Source organism: Thermococcus sp. SY098 (genome assembly GCF_035621495.1).
GTDB lineage: Archaea > Methanobacteriota_B > Thermococci > Thermococcales > Thermococcaceae > Thermococcus_B.
Genome location: NZ_CP141821.1, coordinates 1,083,127 through 1,105,940, shown reverse-complemented (window position 1 = coordinate 1,105,940; position 22,814 = coordinate 1,083,127). Strand labels below are relative to the sequence as shown.

Genomic DNA, 22,814 nt, shown 5'->3' with positions numbered 1-22,814 from the left:
TGAGGGAAGATGAAAATTAGGATAGACAGATTAAGGTTTGGAACTGCTGGAATTCCACTCTCAACACCAAAACCCTCAACTATCACCGGAATTCAGCGGGTTAGGGAGCTTGGTTTAGATGCAATGGAGCTTGAGTTTGTAAGAGGTGTAAACATTTCCCCGGAAATGGCGAAGAAGATAAAGTACGTTGCTCAGAAGCACGATGTCCTTTTAACAGCCCATGCCCCATACTACATAAACCTCAACGCTGCAGAGAAAAGCAAGGTTGAGGCAAGCAAGAAGAGGATTATTCAGAGTGCTGAACGTTTGCATGAAGCCGGTGGCTGGAGCGTTGTGTTTCATGCTGGCTATTACCTTAAGCAACCTCCAGAAACTGTATATGAGAAGATTAAAAATGAAATTAAAGACATTGTCAGACAACTCCAAGACAGGGGAATAGAAATCTGGATAAGGCCAGAACTCACAGGAAAACCAACTCAGTTTGGCGAGCTCAGGGAGCTGATAAAGCTGAGTCAGGATGTGGAGATGGTTCTGCCCGCTATAGATTTTGCCCATGCACATGCGAGAGACAAAGGAAAACTGAACACTGAAGAAGAATGGCGTGAAATGCTTTCACTGATTGAGCAGGAACTTGGAAGAGAGGCTTTAGCTAACATGCACATTCATGTAAGTGGAATCCACTATACCGAGAAGGGTGAAAAGCATCATTTGAACCTTCAGGAGAGCGATTTGAGATGGGAGGACTTGCTTAAAGTGCTGAAAGAGTTCAGGGTGAAAGGTGTTGTAATAAGTGAAAGCCCCAACATTGAGGGGGACGCAATTTTAATGAAGAAGAAATACGAGAGGATAAAGATCTAATCAAGCCTGAACACTAACTTTAAAATTCTGTTTGTGAACTCTGAAAGCTCTTTTCTTTTCTCCATTGCATAGAGGACTGCTATGAGCACTGCCGCTGAGATCACATATAATACAAGGTTCACCCTTCTAATCTCCCGTATTTTTTCATAATTTCGATCAGCTTATCATGCGGCAAAGCGTAGCGTATATGGCTGTCTCTTCCAGTCATTGTCTTTGCTTGGAGCAGGGAGTTGATTATCGCCTCTTCTGTTGCTTCAGCAGCTGCTTTAAAGAGACGGTTGAGTCTTGCATCGGGGAGCATTTTTATTTCAACCTCTCCTCTTTGATAGTGCTTTATCCTTTGGGCTGTTGAAAATGCCAGAGCTATATCCCCGCTTCCATGATAGGCGTAACCTCCAGTCCTTGCTAAGCCAACCACTGCTCTTTTAGCCAACCTGTAGAGTTGCCTTGCTGTCAGCGGAGCATCTGTTGCGAGGATCATTATGATGCTCCCCTTGCTTGGCTTTGCCCTTCCCGGGTAATCTCTAAGCTCCCAGCCGACGGGGACTCCGGCAATTGTTAAATCCTCTCTCTTTCCAAAATTGTTCAAAACCAAAGCACCTACCGTGTATTTCTTGCCTTCAATCTCAACGACTCTTGAAGAAGAACCTATTCCGCCCTTAAATTCAAAGGAGCCCATTCCCGTCCCAGCTCCCACTGAGCCTTCTTCAAAGTTCTCGCTTGCTTTTTTTATTGCCTCAAAGACATGTTCTTTTTTCACATGCTTTCCTCTGAGGTCGTTCAAATAGGAATCGTTGCACTCCAAAACGACAGGATTGACTGAACCAGTTGTAACCCCTATGTCTTCATTCTGCTCAAGCATGTAGTCTGTTAAGGCATCGGCAACAGTGTAAACGCTTAAAGTATTTGTTAAAGCTATAGGAGTTTCAATTGTGCCGAGTTCTCTTATCTGGGTCAATCCCACAGGTTTTGCATACCCGTTCATCACAAAGGCATTTGCCAAGAGCTTCTCTTTGAAGATGTTCCCTTCATGTGGTAAAATGACAGTGATACCTGTCCTAACTGGGCCTTTCCCGGGGATGAGCTTTCCCTCCCCTTTGATTAGAGTTACATGGCCGACTTTAATGCCTTTAACGTCAGTTATTGAGTTCCTTTTTCCATGCTCGTAGAATCCGATTTTAATTCCTAAGTCTGGAGCTTTCATCGGGAACACCTAATTATTTTGTGCATTTTAGGGTGGTAAAAACATTTGCTTTGTCGGGTAACTTTATTTATTCGTAAATCTTAAATTCTGGTAGGAAGTTTTCTATTATGGTGAACTATTATGAAAAGAACATTACTCCTTATGATGTTGCTCATTTTTGCCACAATATCGAATTCATTTGTAATTGCGGGGGAGATTTCTCAAAAAGTCACTCCCAATATTTTTGTTGAGGTTGATCTAAGGGTAGAGCTGGTTGAGATAATTTTCTACTTTACAGATTGGGAAAAGATGCGAGGTTTTCCTACTGGATATGAACAGGGGTACCAGTACTTGGAAGATATAAGCAACTATTTTTCAAATTATAAATTTCACAGAGCTGTAAAGTTGGCTCAAAAAGCTTTTGAGAGTGGAATGGGATATGATGCAATCCCCTACTTTGCTCTTTTCTTGGACAAGGAGACCTTTGAGAAAGCTAAGCCGTGGGACGATTACATCATATCGAGGGTAGGTGGAAATGTAACTCTCTTAAATGAGCTTGCAGAGGCAGTTAAAGATTTTGCCGAGGAAAGCAACTTTTGGGAGTTTTACGAACGTCATAAACATCTTTATGAGAGGACAATTAACAGCTATTTAAGCTCAGTAAACCTTGAAAATATAACAAAAACTGAGGAAGAATTTTTTGGTGAAAATGTTAAAGAATGGCATGTGGTTCTTCAGTTTGCTCAGTGGGGCAACAGCTATGGAGCCCATTTTGAGACTCCCGATGGGAAGATTGTTTACGGTCTCTTGGGAGTTTGCGGTATAACCTATAATAACACTCCTGAGTTTTGCGATGCTTTGGTGCATGAATTTGCTCATTCCTTCGTAAATCCTGTTGTTGAGAAACATTTTGATTTGTTTGAAAACTACTCCCTTCTTTATGAACCTGTTTGGCTTAAAATGGAAAAGATGGGATACAGTAACTGGAAAGTTATGTTGGATGAGACATTTGTTAGAGCTTTTGAGGCATACTATATCCATATGACGAAGGGAGATTTTTATGCTCGTAGATTTCTTGCCCAACAGAGAGCATTAGGATTCTACTTTATCCACGATATCTATGATGCATACCTTAGGTATTCTGAGAATAGGGATAGATATAAGACTTTTGAGGACTTCATGACAGAGCTTGTTGAAGTTATTGGAGGCGTTTATAACAGAACCTTTGGAGATAAGATAAATGAGCTTGAAAATGGGGAATATGTGTACAGTTTTATGAAGCATTCAAAAAGCGGCAGGATTGTTATAGTTTATGGGACAATAAACCCTGATAGGAGTGGCAACGAACATGACAAGCAGCTTGCTGAGCTTATTTGGAGAAGTCTCGTCCATAGGGGCTATAACGTAACTGTAAGGGCAGATATAAACGTTACAGAGAAAGATCTAAGGTCTTACTTAATTTTGATTGGAGGTCCGGTGGCTAATAACATTACAAGACAGGTTAATGATCTCCTAAAAGTTAGATTCATAAAAAAGGATGGAGAATATGTGCTTTATAGTGAATATACTAACAGGACATACCTCTCCAATGACGTTGGAGTTTTTGAAATTGTGAGGAATCCTTGGGATAAAAGAAAGCTCTTGACCTTGATTGCAGGAATCACGAGGGACGGAACCTTTGTTCCTTACACCCCTGATATACTCCATTATTGCATCTATAATGAGGACTGGAAAGAGATAGGATACTTAGAAGATAAGATGCTGGTGAAAGTTAATGCTCTTGAGTGAATTCAACAAAATGGATAAATACTCCAATGGCAACTCTCTTTGGTGATCTAAATGAGTGAAAGTTGGAAGAAAAAGCTTGGCTTGGTTCACATATATACAGGCAATGGGAAGGGAAAAACTACAGCTGCCTTAGGTTTAGCTTTAAGAATGCTTGGCAATGGCGGTAGAGTGATTATACTTCAGTTCATGAAGGCTCCGAAGGTTTATGGGGAGTATTTTATGGCTGAAAAGTGTGGTTATGTGATAGAATCCTACGGTTTACCCAAATTTGTTCATGGAAAACCAGAAGAGGACGATGTTCAGGCAGCAAAGAGAGCTCTGGAAAGAGCTAAGGAAGTCGTTAAAAGCGGCGAGTGGGATTTGGTAATTTTGGATGAGATATGCGTTGCCCTCGGCTTTGGAATGCTTGACGTTGAAGAAGTAAAGGAGCTGATAAAAAGCAAAGCTCCAAACACCGAGCTTGTTTTAACGGGTCGCTACTGTCCGGAAGAGCTCTTTGAGCTGGCAGATTATGTTACTGAGATGAGAGAAATAAAACATCCCTATCAAAAAGGGATCACAGCCAGAAGAGGGGTCGAGTATTAATTTCAACCGAAAACTTTTTAGTTACAAAAGTGCAATATACCACTGGAAAATTTTTAGTTACCAATTCTTAGTAAAAGGGGGTGATACAAATGAGTGATGTTGAGGAGAGGATCAACCAGATTATTCAGGTTCTCAAGGAACAAGTTGTTCAAGACACAATTGTCCCAAGAAATATTAGAAGGGCCGCTGAGGAGGCAATTGAGCACTTAATGGATAGAAGTAAAGAGCCTGCTGTTAGAGCAGCCGATGCTATTGCAATCCTTGAGGAGATTAGTGAAGATCCAAACATGCCTCTCCACACAAGAACCATAATTTGGGAAGTTTTAGGTGCCTTGGAGCAGATTCAGTGAATTTTGTTTTTTACGCTCACCTTTTGCCCTCTATTAAATACCAAAGCTTTGCACTTTCCTCGACAAGCTCTGCTTTGTAGAACGCTTCTCTCAAGCTTTTTCCCACTGTGACAATTCCGTGTCTCTCCATTAAAACTGCATCATGCTTTTTAATGTATTTTGCAATCTCTCTTGCGAGTTCTTCACTTCCTGCTGGCTTAAACTCTGCAATTGGGATTTTCTTGAGGTAGATTTCTGCTTCTGGAGTTATTATCGGAAGTTCTCTCCTTAAAATGGTTGAGGCAACAATGGAGTATGGGGGGTGAAGATGGGCTATTGCCCTTATGTCTTCTCTTTCTTGGTAAATGAACAAGTGGAGTCTCCATTCTGATGAGGGCTTAACAGCTGAGATTTGCTTCCCATTCAGGTCAATGACTGCCACCTGTTGCTCCGTCATGGTATCCATAACAGCTCCTGTGGCTTTTATGAATATCTTTCCGTTAAAAAGAATGCTCAGATTTCCGCCAAATGCAGCAGTTAATCCTCTCTCATGAGCTAAGTGCGAATACTTGACGAGAATAGACTTTATGAGCTGGCTCATTGCTCCTCCTCCTTAACTTTAATTCCAAACCCACAGGAATCGCAGTAGGCTTCATTTTTTCTCCAGGCCAATCCTTCAGCACCGCATATTGGGCAGATGCCAAGCTTTCCGCTCTCCTCCCATCTTTGATACGTTTCACTGTCAATAACCAGAAACACTCCATCTTTTTCTTCCTCAAAATATCCAAGAACTGGGTAGCTTTTCAGCTCAAAGCCCTTGTCATCGATAATTACTGGTTCAAGCCCGATGTTGCCCTCAAATTCGAGTTCATTTGCCGGGATGATTTCGATAACGTAAGCTTCAAGCTTTCTGTCATGATAGGCTATCACTTCAAGAGCATCGCTCAGCTCTCCACTTGATGAGATTATATCAATGATAACATGTTCTCTTGCTGGAAAGGTTAATGATAAAACGAATTTTCCCCTATGGAGAACTAATCCTTCATCTAAGCAGATTTCTTCAAGCTTGTTTTCTTTCAGGAACTTCCTAACGTCATCTCCTGTGGGGAGCTTTTTGTTTTCGATTATAAACTTGCTCATCCATTTTGCCAAGGGCATTGCCAGCATCAATGGTTCATAAATCTTCATACGCACCACCATTTGGAGTTCCGCTTTGGAGTTTTTAATATCTGTGATACCAAAAAGCACTTAAATTCTTTAGGGGACTCTAACTTTAGGTGGGTTGAATGGAAATAAGTAAAAGAGAAGAAGAATATCTTGAAGCGATGTACCTCTTATATAAGAGAAAAGGCATAATTAGGATCAAGGATATTGCCAAAAAGCTTAGGGTAAGGCCTCCAAGCGTTGTCGATGCCCTTAAAAAGCTCAGTGAGAAAGGCTTGGTGGAGTATGAGAAGTATGATAGGATTTTGCTAACTGAAAAAGGAAGAGAGATTGCAGAAAAGACTTATTCTAAGCACTTACTGTTGACGGAGTTCTTTATAAACATCCTCGGCATTCCTCCAGAGATAGCTGAAGAAGATGCCTGTCAATTTGAACACTATGTCCACGAGATTACAGCAGAGAGAATCAGAGAATTTGCGAAGTACATTCAGGAGCAGTGTCCTTATGTAATCAAGCAGTTCATAAAGGAGCATATAGAGAAGGAAGAAAAGAAATCAAAGGACGCCTCCAAGGTAGAGGAAGTATAAGACGAATATGCCAGCTAAGATGTACAGCAGTGGGTGCACTTCCTTGTATCTCCCGCTTAATGTTTTTACAACTGCATAGCTTATGAATCCCATGCCTATTCCATCAGCTATTGAGTATGTGAATGGGATTGTAACGAGAACTAAGAATGCTGGAATAGCTTCTGTTGGATCGCTGAAGTTAACTCCTCTGATGGCGCTCAGCATGTAGTAGCCAACTATAATCAATGCAGGAGCGGTTGCATAGGCTGGGATAACTCCGGCAATTGGTGAAATGAAAAGACCAATAACTAAGAACAGTGCTCCAGTGACTAATGCCGTCATTCCTGTTCTTCCGCCCTCTTCTATACCTGCAGCGCTCTCAATGTATGTTGTGACTGTTGAGGTTCCCAAGACGGCACCAACTGTTGTTCCTATTGCATCCGTTAGCAAAACCTTCTCAGCATCTGGGACTTTTCCATCCTTTGTCAGGAAGCCAGCTTTCGCGCTTAATCCGGTAATCGTGCCCAACGTGTCGAAGAAATCCACCATGAAGAATGCGAAGACAACCCCAATGGCTCCAACACTCAGGAGGCCCCTTAAGTCCATCTGGAGGAACGTGTGGCTTAGCGTTGGCATTGCAAAGAGCCTATCGGGAGCTGGTGTGATTCCAAAAGCGATTCCGATTACCGTTGTTGTGAGGATTGAAATTAGCAAAGCTCCCTTAATGCCTCTTGAGATAAGGATTGCTGCAAAGAACAGGCCGAATATGGCCAACCAGAATTCTGGCTTTGCAACGTTCTGGGCACCGAAAGTTATCAACGTAGCGGGACTGTCAACTACAAAACCAGCCTCCTGCATTCCGATGATTGTCAGAAACAGACCAATTCCAGCACCAATTGCGTATTTCTGTGAAAGTGGAATTGCGTGTATAATAGCGCTTCTCACTTTTGTAAGGGTCAGTGCGATGAATATTAACCCCTCTACAAAAACGGCAGCCAAAGCCACTTGCCATGAGTAGCCCATTCCGAGGACAACACCATAGGTGAAGTAAGCATTGAGCCCCATTCCAGGAGCCAATGCAAATGGCTTCTTTGCATACAGCCCCATGAAGATGGTTGCCAGACCAGCTGATAGGGCTGTTGCTGTGACCAGTGAAGGAATTGCATCTTTACCAATGGCATCGCTTAAAATTGCTGGGTTAACGAAAAGGATGTATGCCATTGTCATGAAGGTTGTTATCCCGGCTAAAATCTCCGTTCTCAAGTCAGTGTTGTGGTAAGCGAAGTCAAAGTACTCCTCAAACCAGTTCTTGTTTCTCTTCACTCCAATATCTACATCCCTAACGGCATCCATCTAAATCACCTTGAGCTATTTATTTGCATCAATTTGTTAAAAATCGGCAAAATATTTAAAGTTTTTCAACAAAAAATGTTAAACAATGAAGCGGGGGAATAATGTACCAAGAGTTTAATACTATAAAATTTGCAAAATTAAAGAAGAACAAACGATTTTACTCGCACACCGACCCTTTTTGGAATATTTTCAACTCTAAATGGCAGCTCATCTAAAAAGCGCTCGGCTATTATCTCTTTCCCTTCAATGGAAAGCCTCAGCCTAATCCTTCCAGGAAGGAGCTCATACCCCAGTATCTCAGCGAAGTCCCCCTCGGTTATGTAAACATTCTCAGGTCTGAAGAATATCCTAACTTTCCCCTCTTTGCCAACGTTGAAGCACAGCTTTCCAAGACAAGCTTTTCCATTTTCAGCTTCAAGCTCAAGGATGTTTGACAGTCCCAAAAACTTAGCAACGAACTCTGTTTTTGGGTGGTAATAGAGCTCCAGGGGATTTCCTACTTGCTCAATTCTTCCATTGTTCATCACTGCGATTCTGTCGCTTATTGCCATCGCCTCCTCCTGATCATGAGTAACGTAGATCGTTGTTATGCCCAGCTCCTTTTGAATGCGCTTTATCTCCCCTCTTAAACGCTCCCTAATCTTTGCATCAAGATTGCTCAATGGCTCATCCAAAAGCAGAACTTCCGGCTCAATTACCAAAGCTCTCGCCAAAGCTACACGCTGCTGCTGTCCTCCGCTGAGCTGCTCTGAATAACGGTTTTCAAGTCCTTCCAAGCCGACCAGCTTTAAAGCTTGCCGAACTTTTTTTTCTATTTCTTCTCTTGGGAGCTTTCTAAGCTCTAAACCAAAAGCAATGTTCTTAAAAACAGTCATGTGCGGGAAGAGGGCATAGTCCTGGAAAACTATTCCAATGTTCCGCTCATATGGTGGGATTTCATTCATGATTCTGCCGTTAAATAGGACTTTCCCCTTATCTGGCTTTTCAAAACCGGCTATTATTCTAAGGGTCGTTGTCTTTCCACAGCCTGAAGGGCCGAGAAGCGTCAGGAATTCTCCATCCTTAGCTTTTAAGCTTTCTATTTCAAGCTTGAAATCCCCAAGTATCTTGAGGATTCCTCTAAGCTCAACGCTCACCATATCTCCTCACCAATCTTCTCAATTATCATAAAGCTCACTGCTGAGACAATCATCAAAATGACGGATAAAGCTGAGGCACTTCCCCACTGTCTTGCACTCAAAAATCTATAGACTGCTATGGTTATTGTCGTGTATTCAGGTTGATAAAGCATGTAAGTGGCACCAAGCTCCGCTATGCTTATTGCAAAGGCAAAGATGGCTCCAATGATTATTCCCCCCAGAGATAGAGGCAATTCAACCTTAAGAAAAGCCTGCCACTCTTTTGCTCCTAAGCTCAATGCAGCCTCTTTTAGGTTTGGCTTTATTTTTCTCAATACGGCTGAGACTGCTCTTAAAACGAAGGGATAAGCTATGATTGTGTGTGCAAAGACTATGATGTACCAAGTGCCAAGAAGCTCAAGCGGCGGCTTGTGGAAGGTTCTTATGTAGCCCAAACCAAGGGTTATTGCTGAGGAACCAAGGGGGAGCATTACCAAAGCTTCAAAGATGTTTTTGCCTTTAAACTGCCATCTATGTAAGGCATAGGCTATGATTAAAGCGATTGTTGTTGAGAGCAGAACAGCTGAAAATCCGAAAAGGAGTGAGTTTTTGATTGCAATTAAAGTGTTAGCTCCAAAGATTGGGTTGTATTTTGCACTGAATACCCTCCTATACCATTCAAGGCTGAATTTTCCCTGGAAAATCAGGGAGTCATAGAGGACTGCCAAGAGGGGGGAGATTATGAAAATAAAGACAATCAAGGAGTAAATTCCAATTAATAAACCTTTTAAGCTCGCCAGCTCTCCCAACGTCAGCTTTTGAGGTTGTCTAAAAATTCTCTGCTCCTCAGCTTTTGCATACATGTCAAGGCTTTTGATGTAGACGTACATGAATGCAAAGCTTAGGGCGATTTGGATTATAGCTAAAGCAGAGCCAACTTTGAAATCCAGCAGGGTCATGATTGAAGTAAAGATATCGACTTCAATTGTGGCGTACTTGTAGCCTCCTAAAATCAGCGGAATTGAAAAGCTAAGGAAGCAGAAGATGAAGGTAAGCATTGATGACGCAAAGATTCCGGGCAAAAGCATCGGCAAAGTAACTTTTCTAAAAAGCGTGAATCCCTTGGCTCCAAGGCTCATTGCAACTTCCTCATAGTGGGGGTTTATGCGTTGCCAAAGGGAGGAGACCATTCGAACTACAATGGGAAAGTTGTAAAAAGCGTGAGCTATCAAAATGGCTTTCCAGGAGTAGAGGATTCCCAAATCCCGTCCAATGAGCTGTGTAAAGAAGCCCTGCTTTCCAAAGAGTAGGATGAAACCAAGGGCGACCATTATGCTCGGCATCACGAATGGGACAGTGAGAATTGCCTTCACAAAGCTCTTTCCTGGAAAGTCATATTTTGCAAAGATGTAAGCTCCAGGCAGACCTAAAGCTAAGGTGAGCAAAGTTGAGGCTAAAGCCTGCTTAATGGTAAAAAGGATTATTCCTCGGTGATAGCTGTTTGAGAGAACAGTTTTGAGGTACTTGAGCGTAAATCCATTGTCCCAGAGTCCTTCATGGATTATGCTGATGAGGGGAAGATAGAAAAAGAGGATTAGGAATGTTATGGGGAGTATCAGGATGAGCTTTGTTTTCATGCTCAAAACTTAGTTTTGTTCTTTTATAAACTTTGATTAGCACAAAGCGTTTAACTCACAAAGCCTAAAATTTTTCGGTGATGTTATGTTTGAGAAGGGTTATATCGATGAAAATTATGTTAGGGTTTCCAGGGATGAGCTTTTTTCGTTTGTCGTGAAGGTTCTCATGAAGCTTGGAGTATCTAAAGAAGGTGCGGAAATAGTCGCTGATAATTTGATCATGGCTGATTTGAGGGGGATTGAAAGTCACGGCGTTCAGAGGCTGAAAAGATACGTTGATGGAATTCTCAGCGGAGGAATAAATTTGAAGCCGGACATTAGAATTGTCAGGGAAGGAGTTTCTTATGCGTTGATTGATGGAGACGAAGGGTTGGGGCAGGTTGTTGGTTACAAGGCAATGAAGTTAGCAATCAAGAAGGCTAAAGAAAGCGGCATTGGAGTTGTGGCGGTGAGAAACAGCAACCATTACGGCATAGCCGGGTATTATGCTTTGATGGCTGCTGAGAAGGGGATGATTGGTATCAGCATGACGAATTCTCGTCCGTTGGTTGCACCAACTGGTGGGGTGGAGAGGTTCTTGGGAACGAATCCAATTGCTTTGGCTGCTCCAACCAAGGATAAGCCGTTTTTGCTTGATATGGCTACGAGTGTTGTTCCAATTGGGAAGCTTGAGGTTTATCGCAGAAAGGGAAAGCCGATTCCAGAAGGCTGGGCGGTTGACAGTGAAGGCAATATAACCACAGATGTTGAGAAGGTTTTCAATGGTGGTGCTTTGCTGCCTTTGGGGGGCTTTGGAGAGCTTTTTGGTGGGCATAAGGGTTATGGGCTTAGCGTAATGGTTGACATTTTGGCCGGAATTCTGAGTGGTGGAACTTGGAGTAAGCATGTGAAGAATACGAGTGAAAAGCACAGTGAGGTTGATCACTTTTTCATGGCGATTAACATTGAAGCTTTTGTTCCGCTTGAGGAGTTTAAGGAGAAGATGAGCAGGATGATTGAAGAGTTGAAGAGTTCAAGGAGGCATAAGGATTTTGATAGGATTTGGATTCATGGTGAGAAGGGTTTTCTTACGATGCAAACAAGATTAAAGATTGGCATTCCAATTTACAAGAAAGTTTTGGAAGAGCTCGATCAAATAGCTGAAATGGTGGGAGTGGAAAAATTAAAGGTAAAAGGTTAATCAGAGCAAAGCTACCAAATATGGAGCCGCAACCAGAACCATGAATAAAACACCTATTGAAACACCGTTCCTTGCAAAGGTTGCTGAAATTAACCCCACAAGTATTGAACCAAAGATTCCAGCAATTCCAGCCTCCATGTATGACAGAACTAAGACTATTGCTAAAAATGTGCTGTATAAAGCCTCAGCTGGTATCTTTTTGAATACAAAGCGGGTTAGTGGCTTCGAATACTTTACCAAGATTACATAAGTTAGCAGTGCTGCCAATAGTGTGACGTATGCTATTACCAGCATTATTGTGGGGGTTGAATACCTCTGCAGGAGCACGTCCCTTGGACTCAGTCCATTGAAGGCATCGAGCTTTGCAAAGAACGGCGCCGCTGGACCAGCGGACATTGGTCCAGTTGGAACTCCAATTGCTATCAGCGGAATGAGTGTTCCTCCTATGTAAGTGGCGTTCTTTATTGCATCTCTAACTGCATATGCCCTTAAAGACCCTTTAAGCTCGTCTTTTTCTGCCTCTTTTATGAGGTCTCCAAAGAGGATTGTTAATCCAACCGGACTCATGAAGGCTGAGAGGATGCTGCTTATTCCAGCAAAAATTGAGGATAATGTAACTTCAAGCTTGTCCAAATGATGGAGTGGGTTTAGGGTTATTTTGCCGGTTTTTACAAGCTTTATTCTTGCATAGCTATCGCGCTTTAAGTGGTGATTGTGTGGAGAAATCAGTGTGAGGAGCTCATAGAGTATTGGACCAATTGTGATTGCCAAGAAAATGCTTATGAAGACTGGTTTTCCATAAACTGCTCTAATTCCTTGAACAAGCATTGCAAATGGAAATATTGCAAGTAATGCCAAGATTTTTGCTTTTGACATTACGGCAAGCACAATTATTCCAGCAACTATTATGTAAACCCATCCTGGCCAGTTTAGGGGTCCCATCTGTGTTTTGAGCAGATCTCCCAACGGTGTTAAGTAGAATGAGAGAGGCAAGGCAATTGCTATAGCAACAACTGTTCCAATCACGCTTGCTGTTATACCTTTTCTCAAGATTATCTCAGAATAACCGTATTTCCTTGCAACTAATGCATCTGGAACCTGAGGGACCGCCATAACTCCACCTGGTATTGCCGCTAAGGCTGTAGGAACGGCATCTGCAGCTTTAAATGCAACTATCGTTCCCATGAACCAGGCTAAAACCAATAACGGATCAAAACCCGCCGCAAGAAGGGCCAAAGTTATTGGCGCTATGGTAGCAGTTTCGTCAGTTCCGGGGATCATTCCAATTATGATGTACATGAGAACTGAGAGAACTGTTAAGAATGTGGCCTGGAGCAGTAAGATGCCAATATCCATTTTACTCCTCCTCCACTATTCTTTTTGGCTCAATTATTGCGCTGGAGATTATAAAGCCTACAAAAGCTCCCAAAGCACTTAAAGTTACTCTCAAAGCCTTCAAGAGGTCTTCCTTGCCAAGTGCTTTTACTATGGTCGGAGCAGCAAAGTACATCAGGAAAGTTGCCGTTACAGTTATTATGAATGCCTTTAGGAAATGCTTTGAAGAGATGACTTCCCCGAAGATTTCGTAGAGCTGACCCTCTGCCATGGCATCACCTTAAAAAGATGGGTTATTTTGTATTTAATTTTTACGTTGATTGGAACTGAATGCATAGGCAATTGCCGATAAAACAACACATTTTGTAAAGCCAGTTTTGCAAAGTTGTGAAACCAAAGAAATGAGTGGGAAAGATTAAAGGATTAGAAATGCATTGTTACATGTTGGAGGGATTAACATGGCTGATTATGAGCAAAGAGAAAAACTTAAAAAAGAAGCTTTGGCTTTTCACAAAAATAATTTTCCTGGAAATGGCAAAATTGAGGTTATTCCAAAGGTTTCTCTCAAAGATAAGCATGATTTGAGCTTAGCCTATACACCTGGAGTTGCTGAGCCCTGCAAAGAGATAGCTAAAAATCCAGATGATGTTTATGAATACACAAGCAAAGGCAACCTTGTAGCAGTTGTGAGTGATGGGAGCAGGATTTTGGGTTTGGGAAACATTGGAGCTTTGGCAGGCTTGCCTGTCATGGAAGGGAAAGCTCTGCTTTTCAAACACTTTGGCGGCGTTGATGCGTTTCCAATAATGATTGACGAGCAGGATCCAGACAAGTTCATCGAAATTGTCAAAGCAATAGCACCGACTTTTGGGGGCATAAACCTTGAGGATATAGCTTCACCAAAGTGCTTTTACATTCTTGAACGGCTTAGGGAAGAGCTTGACATTCCAGTCTTTCACGACGACCAGCAGGGAACAGCGGCTGTTGTCTTAGCTGGACTTTTGAATGCCCTAAGGATTGTTGGAAAGAAGATTGGTGAAATTACAATAGCTTTATTTGGTGCCGGCGCTGCAGGTTTTGCAACTTTGAGGATTCTGACAAAAGCTGGAGTAAAGCCAGGAGATGTTAGAGTAGTTGAGCTCGTTGATGGTAAGCCAACTGTTTTAACAAGCGACATGGATTTGGAAAAATTGTTCCCTTACAGGGGCTGGCTTTTGAGCAAAACGAATGCTGAAGGAATCACAGGTGGTCCAGAGGAGGCTGTAAATGGAGCTGATGTTCTAATTTCCTTCACAAAGCCTGGTCCGGGGGTCATAAAGCCCGAGTGGATTGCAAAAATGAACGATGATGCCATTGTGTTCCCATTGGCTAATCCGGTTCCTGAAATTCTTCCTGATGAAGCTAAAAAAGCTGGGGCTAAAATAGTTGCAACTGGGAGGAGTGACTATCCCAACCAGATTAACAACGTCCTCGGCTTTCCAGGAATTTTTAGAGGAGCTTTGGATGTTAGGGCAAAGACAATAACTGACACGATGATAATTGAGGCGGCAAAGACAATAGCAAGTGTTGTAAGCGATGAGGAGCTCAGCGAGGAATACATAATTCCATCTCCTTTAAACCCAGAAGTCTATCCGAGAGAAGCGAGGGCTGTGGCAGAGCAGGCTATGAAAGAGGGGGTTGCAAGGAGGAAGGTTAGCGGAGAATGGGTTGAGGAGCATACGAGAAAGCTTAGGGAGTTTTATGAGAATGTCATTGCTCCAGTAAATGAAGATAGAAAGAAATGGAAAGATTAACAATTGTCGAAAGTTTCATGAACATTTGTAGAAAACTTTAAATATTGTCTTTTTCCTAAATATTTATATGGAAGCGAGATTTATGCCGCTGAAATTTAAATCAAAGGTTTTCAGTAAAATTGAAAACAGAATTGGCAGACGTGAACTGGTTAGAAAGCTTTGGCATATTTCCCCTGGCATTTTAGGAGCGCCAATAATACTTTTCACACCAAAGTATATCACCCTTTTCGTTGTATGGTTCTTGGCATTCATCTACACCCTGCAGCATCTCAAGCTGAGAAAGGGCTGGAAAATTACGGTTCCAATTGCTGAGATTAGCTACAGGCAGATGGCGAGAGAGGATGAGCTCGAGGGGAATCACTACATGGGGAGCTTTCTCTTTTGGGTGACTATGGGAATGATATGCACAGTTTTCCCGAAGCTTATAGCTTTGGCGGCTCTTTGGGTCTCCACGTTTGGCGACTGCTTCAACGCCGTTGTTGGGCAGGCAGTTGGTGGGATTAGAATCCCATGGAACAAGAATAAAACAGTAATCGGCAGCTTAACGATGTTTGTTGTGTCAATCTTTGCATTGATAGGTGCCCACAAAGTGGTTGGGGCTTCCTATGGGCTCGGACTGTTGACATTTGTTGCCTCAGTTGCTACATTCATGGAGAGTTTACCCATTTACTCCGCTTGGGATGAGTTCACAGTTCCAATGAGCACCGCAATTCTGTTGTGGCTGTTCTATGGTGGTGAGTTGCTGAGTGTGGTGTGGTGAGTGCTTTGACTAAATAGAAACCGTACAATTTGTAAACTTCCAGATATTAGTTCACATATAATAAGGAACCTAAGTGACACATATTGAAATAAAATCAAAAACACAAAAGCCCAGGTTTTTACACCAAAAGCTCTCTAATCTATCACCGATAAATATTTAAAGCTGAGTTTCGTAAAATCTCATGAAATCCCTCTATGGAGGGTTCTCTATGTCCAAAAGAAGGCAGCTATTTGTATATTTGATAATCGGAATTTTAGCAACCGCAGTAGTTTCTGGGTGTATCTCTCAAAAGGAGACAACTCCCACTGCAACTCAGGCACAAAAAGAAGTTCTTGAAATTTACCACTGGTGGACTGCCGGTGGTGAAAAGGAAGCTTTTGATGCTCTTGCTAAAAAGTTCCAAGAAAAATATCCAAACATCGAAATAAAAGCAAATCCTGTGAGCGGTGGGGCTGGAGTTAACATGAAGATGATCCTCCAGTCTTTAATGCTTGCTGGAAAGCCCCCCGACACATTCCAGGTTCACGCAGGTTACGAAATGGCGAGATACATTAAAGCCAACCAGCTTTCTCCAATTGATGACATTTGGACAGATGACATGAAGAAGAACTATCCAGATGTCATTGAGCAGATGGTGATCTTCAACAACCACTATTATGCTGTTCCTATCAACGTTCACAGGGCCAATGTAATCTGGTACAACAAAAAGATATTTGAGAAATATGGAATCGACCCTGCAAGCATAAAAACTATCGATGATCTCTTTGCCGTTGCTGAGAAGCTCAAAAAGAACGGTGTCACACCATTTGCCCTCGGTGACAGAAACAAGTGGCCAGCGACTCAGGTCTTTGAAGTCATGCTTGTTGCAGTGGGAGGAATTGACTACTACCAGAAATTCATAAACGGCGAGATAAGCGACAACGATCCAACTCTCAAGAAGGTTCTTGAGTACTTTGTAAAATACATTGAATATTCAAATCCGGATCATGCAGCAAAAACATGGGATGAAGCATGTGCAATGGTTTACAAAGGGGAGGCTGCCATGACTCTAATGGGTGATTGGGCAAATGGTTACTTCAAAGCAAAAGGCTGGAAGCCAAACGTTGACTATGGTGCAATTCCAATACCAGCTGGAGTTTATGACCTTGTTATAGATACATTCGTTCTTCCAGCTAAGGCTGCCCATCCAGACGCTGCTAAGAAGTGGCTCAGCTTTATAGGAACAGTTGAAGCTCAGAACACGTTCAACCCAATAAAAGGATCGATACCACCAAGAATGGACGCTCCCGCTGATCCGTATGACCCAATACAAAAAGCTTTCATGAAGGAGCTTAGGTCACCGGACACAAAGATGATCCCGAGCATTGCTCACGGAAGTGCAGTTCCAGAAGCATTTGCAGCTGATCTCAACGACATAATTTCTGAACTCGCAACAAGCAAAGATGTGAACAAGGCAATGACAGAGATCATAAATGCCATGAAGAAAGACCTGATTCCAAACAAGATAAAAGAGTGGAAGCTCAGCTGAATGGAGGGGACTTAATGAGGAAATCCCCTGATCTCCCCTACATCCTTTTATTTTTGTCTCCGGCTTTGATTCTTGTGGGAGTTTTTGTGTATGTTGCGGTTTTGTGGAACATCTACATCTCATTTACGGATTGGAGAGGTTTGTTGCCATCTTATAGATTTGTGGGCTTGCTTCAATATAGGCAGCTCTTTCATGATCCCGTTTTCTGGACTTCCTTGAAAAATAACATCCTTCTCCTGCTTCTCTTTGTGCCAGGCTCGATTTTAATGGGCCTTCTCCTTGCGATCATGCTTGACAGAAGGATTAGATTTGAAAGCGGATTCAGGACGATTTATGCCCTTCCATTTGCCCTGTCATTTGTAGTTACCGCAACTCTGTGGGCATGGATGTATGACCCCTCAAGCGGTGTGTTAAATACTCTTTTTGGAAAGCTGCACTTAGAATTTTTGAAGAGCAGGTGGATAACTGATCCTAAAATTGCAATGTACTGCATAATAATAGCCTTGATATGGCAGTTCTCAGGCTATACGATGATAATCTATTTGGCAGGGATACGGTCAATTCCAGTTGATCACTATGAGGCTGCTGTAATAGACGGGGCAAGTACATGGCAGCTTTACAGGTATGTTGTAATTCCCCAGCTGGTTAAGCCAACGCTCAGTGCATTCGTGGTTCTCATGGTGTTCTCGTTAAAAGCGTTCGACTTCATCTGGGTGCTCACCCGCGGAGGTCCTGGAACCTCAACGTTTATCTTGGCTGTTCAGATGTATAAGGAAACCTTTGCAAAGACAAACTTTGCATATGGTGCTGCAATAGCAACAATTCTCCTCTTAATGGCACTTGCCGTTGTGTTGCCCTATCTGTACTGGAGTTACAGGGGTGAGGAAGAATGAAGGTAAAGCCGCTGAGGATTCTCATGTATGCAGTTCTGATCTTCTTGGCTTTTGGATACCTTCTCCCAATCTGGAGTGCTGTAACAACCTCAACAAAGACAGGAGAGCAGGTAGCTTTGACAACTCCAATACAGCTGGTTCTTCCCCCATATTTTGGGGCATATAAAATCGCTTTTGAGAGCCTTAAGAGGCCAATTATAAACAGCTTAGTATTCACAACCCTTGCAACCATATTTTCAACTGCACTTGGCTCTTTGGCTGGTTTTACGTTGGCAAAGCTTCTTAGGGGCAGTGTTTCAAAGAAATTGCTGATTCTGATAACGTTTGGGGTATTCCTGCCATACCAGTCGATCCTTATTCCTCTCGTTAGATTGATTTCACGTCTTGGACTGTACAATACAATTCCGGGCCTTGTTTTAACGCACACCGCGTATGGAATTCCGATAACTACCCTGCTCTTCACGAACTATTACTATGAAATTCCAGACGAGCTGGTTGAAGCGGCAAAGGTTGATGGGGCAAGTGCCGCTGGGATCTACACGAAGATCATTCTACCTCTCTCGATGCCGGCATTCGTCGTCACAGCTATCTATCAGTTCACAAGCATTTGGAACGACTATCTCTTTGGTGTGGTCCTCACAAGAGGGGAAGAGGCGATGCCCGCAACTGTTATGCTTGCAAACCTTAAGGGGAGCTTCGTTGCAAACTGGAACGTTCAGATGGCTGGAGCTCTAATGGTTGCTCTTCCAACACTGATTATCATGATAGCTCTGGGCAAATACCTCATAAGAGGATATACGAGCGGTGCGGTTAAGGGATGAGCAGTTTAGCTTTGATTTTTAATGGGGCGTAGCAATCTATAAATACATCCTTTGCTGATCTTTATTTTGGTCTTTTCTTAAATCAGAGTCAATGATGGAGGTGTTTTGATGGTCGTTGAAGATGAGGTTTTTAATGACCTACAAACAAACGGCATTATTGGGCCACATTCCAAAATGCTTGGCCCAGTGGCTGATGGAGGAAAAATAGTCTTCCTTACTGCCCCAGGATGCTGGGGCCCAATGATAACGCCGACCATTAGAGGGGGGGCATGAAGTTAACATCCCAGTTGCAGTGGAAGGTGCAAAGGTTGGGGACGGCATTGTCATAAAAATAAAAAGCATAAAGGTTTTGTCAAAGGCAGCCTCTTCTGGTGTTGACACGACAAGGGAGGGGAGCTTTGTAGGAGATCCATACGTTGCAAAGAAGTGCCCCTCTTGTAACGAGCCTTGGCCAGAATTTGAAGTTGAGGGAATTGGGGAAGATGCCGTAAGATGTAAGCACTGCGGCTCTCCTGCATCGCCATTCAAAATGGTGAACGGCTATACAATGGTCTTCGACCATGGATTAGGAATCGGAGTCACTGTTGACAAAAAGACTGCCGAGGAGATAGCTAAAAATGCTTGGGAATGGCATGCTCTGCCTAAAAATTCAAAACAAGTCCCAATTCTCATCTTTGCAAAAGCAGACATTGTTGGAGTGCCTTCAAGAATTCGCCCATTTTTAGGCCAATTGGGAACAGTGCCTGCAGTGGATATTCCGGATTCTCATAATGCTGGTGACTTTGGGTATTTCCTAATAGATGCACCCCATCCATACGCAATTACAAAAGAAGACTATGAGACAAAATTGACTGATGGACACCTGGATGTTGATGCGGTTAGAGAAGGTGCCATTGTAATAGCCCCAGTGAAAGTGAATGGAGGAGGAGTTTACGCTGGAGATGCTCATGCAATGCAGGGGGATGGAGAAGTTGCTGGACATACAACCGACGTAACTGCAGAGAGTGTTGTAGAGGTATCAGTTGTGAAGAACATCAACCTTGACGGCCCAATACTCCTCCCACCAGAAGAAGATCTGCCTCCATTAGCTAAACCGTGGAAGAAGGATGAATGGGACAATGTTCAAAAGCTCGCAAAGAGGTTCGGCATTGAAGTTGAACCAGTTGCTCCGGTGCAGATAATTGGATCGGGCCCGAACATAAATGATGCTGCGATGGATGGCTTTAAGAGGGCTGCAAAGCTCTTTGGTATGAGCGTTGAAGAAGTTAGGAACAGGGTTACCATAAGCGGGGCAGTTGAAATCGGAAGATTACCAGGGATAGTTCAAGTTTCTATGCAAGTTCCGCTTCGGCTGTTAGAGAAACTTGGCATTGATGAACTCGTTGTTAAGCATTATGGCTTGCCATTCTGACTGGAACTTTTTCTTTTTAGCTTGAAATGAGTCAATGTTCTCTGTGAAATAAGTTGGCAACTATAGTGCTAAATAAATATAGAAACAAAAACCTGCTCTGCTATAAGTGAAGTTCTAAATACTTCTTGCTCTATGATAAGTTATAAATATGAGTTTTGACTAATTTGTTTTGTCTTTTCTTCAAATCAGAGTTACGGAGGAGGTGAGGTTATGGATAGGGAAGCTTCTGAGTTGAGAGCTTTGCTAAAGATGATTAGGGATTTTGGGGGCAGCGCCTCTTGGCCAGTCCTTGTGAACAACTGCAGCAGGTATGGGATTCCTCTCCTTGATTTAAAGCCTTTGCTGGAGATTGCCAAGCAGAGGGGACTTATCAAAGAAGAGGCAGGAGTTTACAGTTTGGTTAGGGTTGTGAGGCATTAATATTGTTGATGAAGTTTGTAAGTGATTGGATAAAGAATAATAAAAACAAGACTTAGGCATTTGAAATATTTTGGAAAGTCTTTTACTCAAAATTCTCGTAGTCTGCAAATGAAAAAAGAATTTCAAAAGAGAGTAACTTCTTCTTTTTCTGAGATTTTCATTGTATAACATTTTGTCCTGAAACCTGGAAGTAGGGACTTTGGTATTACTACGGTCTCTTTAAGACCTTCAGGTGTCATCTGTGATGTAAACTCTATAATCTGATCGCTTAGACTGTACAGCCATGCGGTGATGTGGTGTGGAACTGCCTCCCTGTTCAGGAGTGAAATCGTCACCATATTCAGTTTCTTTAATTCCCCTTTTTCGAAACTTGCCAATGATGCCTTAATTGTATTGTTCATGAAACGCTCTCCAAATTCGTGATAGAGACCTTCTAATGTTGCTACGAGCCCTATGATTATTTTATCTTTCGGAATTTTGGTTGCAAGTTCCTGATAAAGCCGTATTAACTTTGGAAGAGCCGTTTCGTCGCTCCAGTCTTTTATCTGATAAACATATGATTCATTTTGTGGGATGTCATATTTTGATCCGAGTATGTCAATTATGTAGAGATTCCCTTTACTTCCTTCCTCATCAAAATCAATGCCAAGGTACCCTGCTCTTAATTTAAGCTTAGAGAGTGGTAATGTTGTATTGAATATCACTCCAACCCCAATCTGATTTAACAAATTCTTGAATATCTTTAATGCAAGCACCCATCCCAAGGATCTCCTGTCATAGGAAATCAGCAGATTTCCTCTGTTAATTAACCCTCCTCCCAAGACGGCATCTATCTCGGGCAATCCTGTCTTAATTACCTTTTTCATCATTAAGTCACCTATTGTTACTATTGTAATTTATCACATAAAAATTTATTTATCTGATTTTTTCAAAAACTTGCAACAATTGTAAGGCTTCTAAAAAATAACAAGACTCTGAAAAGGGATTTAATGATTTATCATGTTCTCTCCATAGTGCAAGGATTTGCTAAAAGCAAACGATACGTTACATCATCGTTAATCTTGAATAAATTCTCTTGAGAGAAAAGGCAACTATACTTCAGGTAAAAATCGTTATGGGGCCGGGGCCGGGATTTGAACCCGGGCTAGGGGATCCACAGTCCCCTGTGCTAACCAGGCTACACCACCCCGGCCACTTCCAACTTAGCTTTTTGGGATATCTTTATAAAGTTTTCGCCAAAATACATCAAAGAACAAATCTCAGGGCATTTAATCTAATTTAACCGGGAATTTATGGAGTTTTAACTCAGTTGAGTTATGAGGGGTGAAATTGGGATGAAAGCCAAGAGAGAAGCACTCCAAAGCCTGTTCACAGCGATAAGAGAGAAAAAAGTTGATGAAGATATTGTTGATTTACTCATGCTTATCAATTCAATCAAAGGCGTTTACACCACGAGCTCATGCTCCGGTAGAATTGGAATTATAGAGGAGCCTGATTTAGGGGCCAAACCACTAAGCAGGTGGCTCATAAAGGAGCACAGACCAATAACATTTGAAGAGGCAAAAGAGAGTCTAAAGAAAGCCCAAAAGGGCTTCATCTTTCTAAAATCCCAACCACCGATATTCCACATAGTTGCGGAGAGCCTTGAGATAGGTAAAAAGCTCCATGAGCTTGGTTTAGCCTCTGGCTTCAAGTATACAACATTCAAAGCTGTGAAAGAGAGAATTCTTGTAGAGATAAACGGAACCGAGTATCTGACGGCACCTTTGGGGAAAGACGGTAGAGTTCTGGTTGATGATGAGTATCTCAAGTTTGCTGTTGAGTTAGGCAATTCAATGCTCATCAGGGCAAAATCCCGCCTTCCGAGGCTTAAAGAAAACTTTGAAAAGCTGAAAGATGAACTTGGAGAAGATGAGCTGTTTTATGAGGTTAAAGAGAAGTTTTTGAGAAATATGGTAGAATCGGAGCTATAATGGGGTTATATAAGATCAAGTATGAACCGGGGGTGAGGGGGGTAGTCCTCCCAGTAGGTTAAGAGAAAAGGAAGGGTGTGGGAAACGTAGTTTCCCCTGTAATAAAAAGAAGGGGAGAA

General features: G+C 42.4%; 25 protein-coding genes and 1 tRNA gene. 15 read left to right on the top strand and 11 right to left on the bottom strand.

Annotated features, from left to right (window positions below; translation table 11 throughout):
- The first annotated feature begins 9 nt into the window (after positions 1-9).
- Entirely contained in the window at positions 10-858 is an 849-nt protein-coding gene (locus VFC49_RS06230) for a deoxyribonuclease IV (RefSeq protein ID WP_324734816.1), read from the top strand.
- On the opposite strand, the gene VFC49_RS06225 is transcribed toward VFC49_RS06230, so the two are convergent.
- Complete coding sequence (locus VFC49_RS06225) at positions 855-980, bottom strand: hypothetical protein (protein ID WP_324734815.1); 126 nt, start codon at positions 978-980, stop codon at positions 855-857. The two genes, VFC49_RS06230 and VFC49_RS06225, sit on opposite strands and share 4 nt — an antisense overlap.
- Positions 977-2,062: a P1 family peptidase gene (locus VFC49_RS06220; protein WP_324734814.1), complete on the bottom strand. Its 1,086-nt coding sequence runs from the start codon at positions 2,060-2,062 to the stop codon at positions 977-979. The genes VFC49_RS06225 and VFC49_RS06220 overlap by 4 nt, the downstream gene beginning before the upstream one ends.
- 120 nt (positions 2,063-2,182) lie before the next feature.
- Between VFC49_RS06220 and VFC49_RS06215 the strand changes: the two genes are divergently transcribed.
- The 3 genes from VFC49_RS06215 (at position 2,183) to VFC49_RS06205 (ending at position 4,764) form a co-directional block, all read left to right on the top strand.
- Complete coding sequence (locus VFC49_RS06215; RefSeq protein WP_324734813.1) at positions 2,183-3,829, top strand: DUF4932 domain-containing protein; 1,647 nt, start codon at positions 2,183-2,185, stop codon at positions 3,827-3,829.
- A 51-nt stretch (positions 3,830-3,880) separates the two neighbouring features.
- Positions 3,881-4,414 (top strand): cob(I)yrinic acid a,c-diamide adenosyltransferase, encoded by a 534-nt coding sequence (cobO, locus tag VFC49_RS06210; RefSeq protein WP_324734812.1) that lies wholly within the window; start codon positions 3,881-3,883, stop codon positions 4,412-4,414.
- A gap of 89 nt (positions 4,415-4,503) precedes the next feature.
- Positions 4,504-4,764 carry a UPF0147 family protein gene (locus VFC49_RS06205; RefSeq protein WP_013467885.1) on the top strand — a complete coding sequence of 87 codons (261 nt, stop codon included), beginning with the start codon at positions 4,504-4,506 and terminating at the stop codon, positions 4,762-4,764.
- 16 nt (positions 4,765-4,780) lie between these two features.
- Here the strand turns inward: VFC49_RS06205 and VFC49_RS06200 are convergent, their stop codons facing one another.
- Both VFC49_RS06200 and VFC49_RS06195 read right to left on the bottom strand, forming a co-directional pair.
- Positions 4,781-5,344, bottom strand: coding sequence for an aldolase (locus VFC49_RS06200; RefSeq protein WP_324734811.1), 564 nt, complete (start codon positions 5,342-5,344; stop codon positions 4,781-4,783).
- Entirely contained in the window at positions 5,341-5,931 is a 591-nt protein-coding gene (locus VFC49_RS06195; RefSeq protein WP_324734810.1) for a hypothetical protein, read from the bottom strand. Before VFC49_RS06195 ends, VFC49_RS06200 begins: the two co-directional genes overlap by 4 nt.
- Positions 5,932-6,029: 98 nt before the next feature.
- On the opposite strand from VFC49_RS06195, the gene VFC49_RS06190 reads away from it, so the two are divergent.
- Positions 6,030-6,494, top strand: a complete 465-nt coding sequence (locus VFC49_RS06190) for a metal-dependent transcriptional regulator (RefSeq protein WP_324734809.1) — start codon at positions 6,030-6,032, stop codon at positions 6,492-6,494.
- On the opposite strand, the gene VFC49_RS06185 is transcribed toward VFC49_RS06190, so the two are convergent.
- The 3 genes from VFC49_RS06185 to VFC49_RS06175 all read right to left on the bottom strand — a co-directional run bounded on the left by VFC49_RS06185 (position 6,462) and on the right by VFC49_RS06175 (position 10,581).
- Positions 6,462-7,826, bottom strand: a complete 1,365-nt coding sequence (locus VFC49_RS06185; protein ID WP_324734808.1) for an NCS2 family permease — start codon at positions 7,824-7,826, stop codon at positions 6,462-6,464. The genes VFC49_RS06190 and VFC49_RS06185 overlap by 33 nt on opposite strands.
- Before the next feature lie 137 nt (positions 7,827-7,963).
- Complete coding sequence (locus tag VFC49_RS06180) at positions 7,964-8,965, bottom strand: ABC transporter ATP-binding protein (RefSeq protein WP_324734807.1); 1,002 nt, start codon at positions 8,963-8,965, stop codon at positions 7,964-7,966.
- Complete coding sequence (locus tag VFC49_RS06175; protein WP_324734806.1) at positions 8,959-10,581, bottom strand: iron ABC transporter permease; 1,623 nt, start codon at positions 10,579-10,581, stop codon at positions 8,959-8,961. Before VFC49_RS06175 ends, VFC49_RS06180 begins: the two co-directional genes overlap by 7 nt.
- An 85-nt stretch (positions 10,582-10,666) precedes the next feature.
- Here VFC49_RS06175 and VFC49_RS06170 point away from each other — a divergent pair, with 85 nt between their 5' ends.
- Positions 10,667-11,761: an Ldh family oxidoreductase gene (locus VFC49_RS06170; RefSeq protein WP_324734805.1), complete on the top strand. Its 1,095-nt coding sequence runs from the start codon at positions 10,667-10,669 to the stop codon at positions 11,759-11,761.
- Here VFC49_RS06170 and VFC49_RS06165 read toward each other — a convergent pair whose 3' ends face one another.
- Together VFC49_RS06165 and VFC49_RS06160 are read right to left on the bottom strand one after the other, a co-directional pair.
- Entirely contained in the window at positions 11,762-13,117 is a 1,356-nt protein-coding gene (locus tag VFC49_RS06165; RefSeq protein ID WP_324734804.1) for a tripartite tricarboxylate transporter permease, read from the bottom strand.
- 1 nt (position 13,118) lies between these two features.
- Positions 13,119-13,367: a hypothetical protein gene (locus VFC49_RS06160; RefSeq protein WP_324734803.1), complete on the bottom strand. Its 249-nt coding sequence runs from the start codon at positions 13,365-13,367 to the stop codon at positions 13,119-13,121.
- Positions 13,368-13,554: 187 nt separating this feature from the next.
- On the opposite strand from VFC49_RS06160, the gene VFC49_RS06155 reads away from it, so the two are divergent.
- The 8 genes from VFC49_RS06155 (at position 13,555) to VFC49_RS06120 (ending at position 20,722) form a co-directional block, all read left to right on the top strand.
- Complete coding sequence (locus VFC49_RS06155; RefSeq protein WP_324734802.1) at positions 13,555-14,889, top strand: NADP-dependent malic enzyme; 1,335 nt, start codon at positions 13,555-13,557, stop codon at positions 14,887-14,889.
- Positions 14,890-14,956: 67 nt separating this feature from the next.
- Entirely contained in the window at positions 14,957-15,649 is a 693-nt protein-coding gene (locus VFC49_RS06150; RefSeq protein WP_324734801.1) for a phosphatidate cytidylyltransferase, read from the top strand.
- Between the two features lie 208 nt (positions 15,650-15,857).
- A complete protein-coding gene (locus VFC49_RS06145) occupies positions 15,858-17,177 on the top strand; it encodes an ABC transporter substrate-binding protein (RefSeq protein ID WP_324734800.1) in 1,320 nt (439 codons plus the stop codon).
- Between the two features lie 14 nt (positions 17,178-17,191).
- Positions 17,192-18,070, top strand: coding sequence for a sugar ABC transporter permease (locus tag VFC49_RS06140; protein ID WP_324734799.1), 879 nt, complete (start codon positions 17,192-17,194; stop codon positions 18,068-18,070).
- Complete coding sequence (locus tag VFC49_RS06135; protein WP_324734798.1) at positions 18,067-18,891, top strand: carbohydrate ABC transporter permease; 825 nt, start codon at positions 18,067-18,069, stop codon at positions 18,889-18,891. The genes VFC49_RS06140 and VFC49_RS06135 overlap by 4 nt, the downstream gene beginning before the upstream one ends.
- Positions 18,892-18,999: 108 nt before the next feature.
- Positions 19,000-19,164, top strand: a complete 165-nt coding sequence (locus VFC49_RS06130; protein WP_324734797.1) for a hypothetical protein — start codon at positions 19,000-19,002, stop codon at positions 19,162-19,164.
- A 19-nt stretch (positions 19,165-19,183) separates the two neighbouring features.
- Positions 19,184-20,302: an acetamidase/formamidase family protein gene (locus tag VFC49_RS06125; RefSeq protein ID WP_324734796.1), complete on the top strand. Its 1,119-nt coding sequence runs from the start codon at positions 19,184-19,186 to the stop codon at positions 20,300-20,302.
- Between the two features lie 210 nt (positions 20,303-20,512).
- A complete protein-coding gene (locus tag VFC49_RS06120; protein WP_324734795.1) occupies positions 20,513-20,722 on the top strand; it encodes a hypothetical protein in 210 nt (69 codons plus the stop codon).
- Positions 20,723-20,844: 122 nt separating this feature from the next.
- Here VFC49_RS06120 and VFC49_RS06115 read toward each other — a convergent pair whose 3' ends face one another.
- Together VFC49_RS06115 and VFC49_RS06110 are read right to left on the bottom strand one after the other, a co-directional pair.
- Positions 20,845-21,591 (bottom strand): hypothetical protein, encoded by a 747-nt coding sequence (locus tag VFC49_RS06115; protein ID WP_324734794.1) that lies wholly within the window; start codon positions 21,589-21,591, stop codon positions 20,845-20,847.
- A gap of 246 nt (positions 21,592-21,837) precedes the next feature.
- A tRNA-His gene (locus tag VFC49_RS06110) sits at positions 21,838-21,914 on the bottom strand.
- Between the two features lie 142 nt (positions 21,915-22,056).
- On the opposite strand from VFC49_RS06110, the gene taw3 reads away from it, so the two are divergent.
- The gene (gene taw3, locus VFC49_RS06105) at positions 22,057-22,695 is read left to right on the top strand and encodes a tRNA(Phe) 7-((3-amino-3-carboxypropyl)-4-demethylwyosine(37)-N(4))-methyltransferase Taw3 (protein ID WP_324734793.1); all 639 of its coding nucleotides are present in this window, start codon (positions 22,057-22,059) and stop codon (positions 22,693-22,695) included.
- The last annotated feature ends 119 nt before the right edge of the window (positions 22,696-22,814 follow it).

Coding starts and splice junctions, on each gene's coding strand:
- VFC49_RS06230 (WP_324734816.1), top strand. CDS start 10: ATGAAAATTAGGATAGACAGATTAAGGTTTGGAACTGCTGGAATTCCA.
- VFC49_RS06220 (WP_324734814.1), bottom strand. CDS start 2,062: ATGAAAGCTCCAGACTTAGGAATTAAAATCGGATTCTACGAGCATGGA.
- VFC49_RS06215 (WP_324734813.1), top strand. CDS start 2,183: ATGAAAAGAACATTACTCCTTATGATGTTGCTCATTTTTGCCACAATA.
- cobO (WP_324734812.1), top strand. CDS start 3,881: ATGAGTGAAAGTTGGAAGAAAAAGCTTGGCTTGGTTCACATATATACA.
- VFC49_RS06205 (WP_013467885.1), top strand. CDS start 4,504: ATGAGTGATGTTGAGGAGAGGATCAACCAGATTATTCAGGTTCTCAAG.
- VFC49_RS06200 (WP_324734811.1), bottom strand. CDS start 5,344: ATGAGCCAGCTCATAAAGTCTATTCTCGTCAAGTATTCGCACTTAGCT.
- VFC49_RS06195 (WP_324734810.1), bottom strand. CDS start 5,931: ATGAAGATTTATGAACCATTGATGCTGGCAATGCCCTTGGCAAAATGG.
- VFC49_RS06190 (WP_324734809.1), top strand. CDS start 6,030: ATGGAAATAAGTAAAAGAGAAGAAGAATATCTTGAAGCGATGTACCTC.
- VFC49_RS06185 (WP_324734808.1), bottom strand. CDS start 7,826: ATGGATGCCGTTAGGGATGTAGATATTGGAGTGAAGAGAAACAAGAAC.
- VFC49_RS06180 (WP_324734807.1), bottom strand. CDS start 8,965: ATGGTGAGCGTTGAGCTTAGAGGAATCCTCAAGATACTTGGGGATTTC.
- VFC49_RS06175 (WP_324734806.1), bottom strand. CDS start 10,581: ATGAAAACAAAGCTCATCCTGATACTCCCCATAACATTCCTAATCCTC.
- VFC49_RS06170 (WP_324734805.1), top strand. CDS start 10,667: ATGTTTGAGAAGGGTTATATCGATGAAAATTATGTTAGGGTTTCCAGG.
- VFC49_RS06165 (WP_324734804.1), bottom strand. CDS start 13,117: ATGGATATTGGCATCTTACTGCTCCAGGCCACATTCTTAACAGTTCTC.
- VFC49_RS06160 (WP_324734803.1), bottom strand. CDS start 13,367: ATGGCAGAGGGTCAGCTCTACGAAATCTTCGGGGAAGTCATCTCTTCA.
- VFC49_RS06155 (WP_324734802.1), top strand. CDS start 13,555: ATGGCTGATTATGAGCAAAGAGAAAAACTTAAAAAAGAAGCTTTGGCT.
- VFC49_RS06150 (WP_324734801.1), top strand. CDS start 14,957: ATGGAAGCGAGATTTATGCCGCTGAAATTTAAATCAAAGGTTTTCAGT.
- VFC49_RS06145 (WP_324734800.1), top strand. CDS start 15,858: ATGTCCAAAAGAAGGCAGCTATTTGTATATTTGATAATCGGAATTTTA.
- VFC49_RS06140 (WP_324734799.1), top strand. CDS start 17,192: ATGAGGAAATCCCCTGATCTCCCCTACATCCTTTTATTTTTGTCTCCG.
- VFC49_RS06135 (WP_324734798.1), top strand. CDS start 18,067: ATGAAGGTAAAGCCGCTGAGGATTCTCATGTATGCAGTTCTGATCTTC.
- VFC49_RS06130 (WP_324734797.1), top strand. CDS start 19,000: ATGGTCGTTGAAGATGAGGTTTTTAATGACCTACAAACAAACGGCATT.
- VFC49_RS06120 (WP_324734795.1), top strand. CDS start 20,513: ATGGATAGGGAAGCTTCTGAGTTGAGAGCTTTGCTAAAGATGATTAGG.
- VFC49_RS06115 (WP_324734794.1), bottom strand. CDS start 21,591: ATGATGAAAAAGGTAATTAAGACAGGATTGCCCGAGATAGATGCCGTC.
- taw3 (WP_324734793.1), top strand. CDS start 22,057: ATGAAAGCCAAGAGAGAAGCACTCCAAAGCCTGTTCACAGCGATAAGA.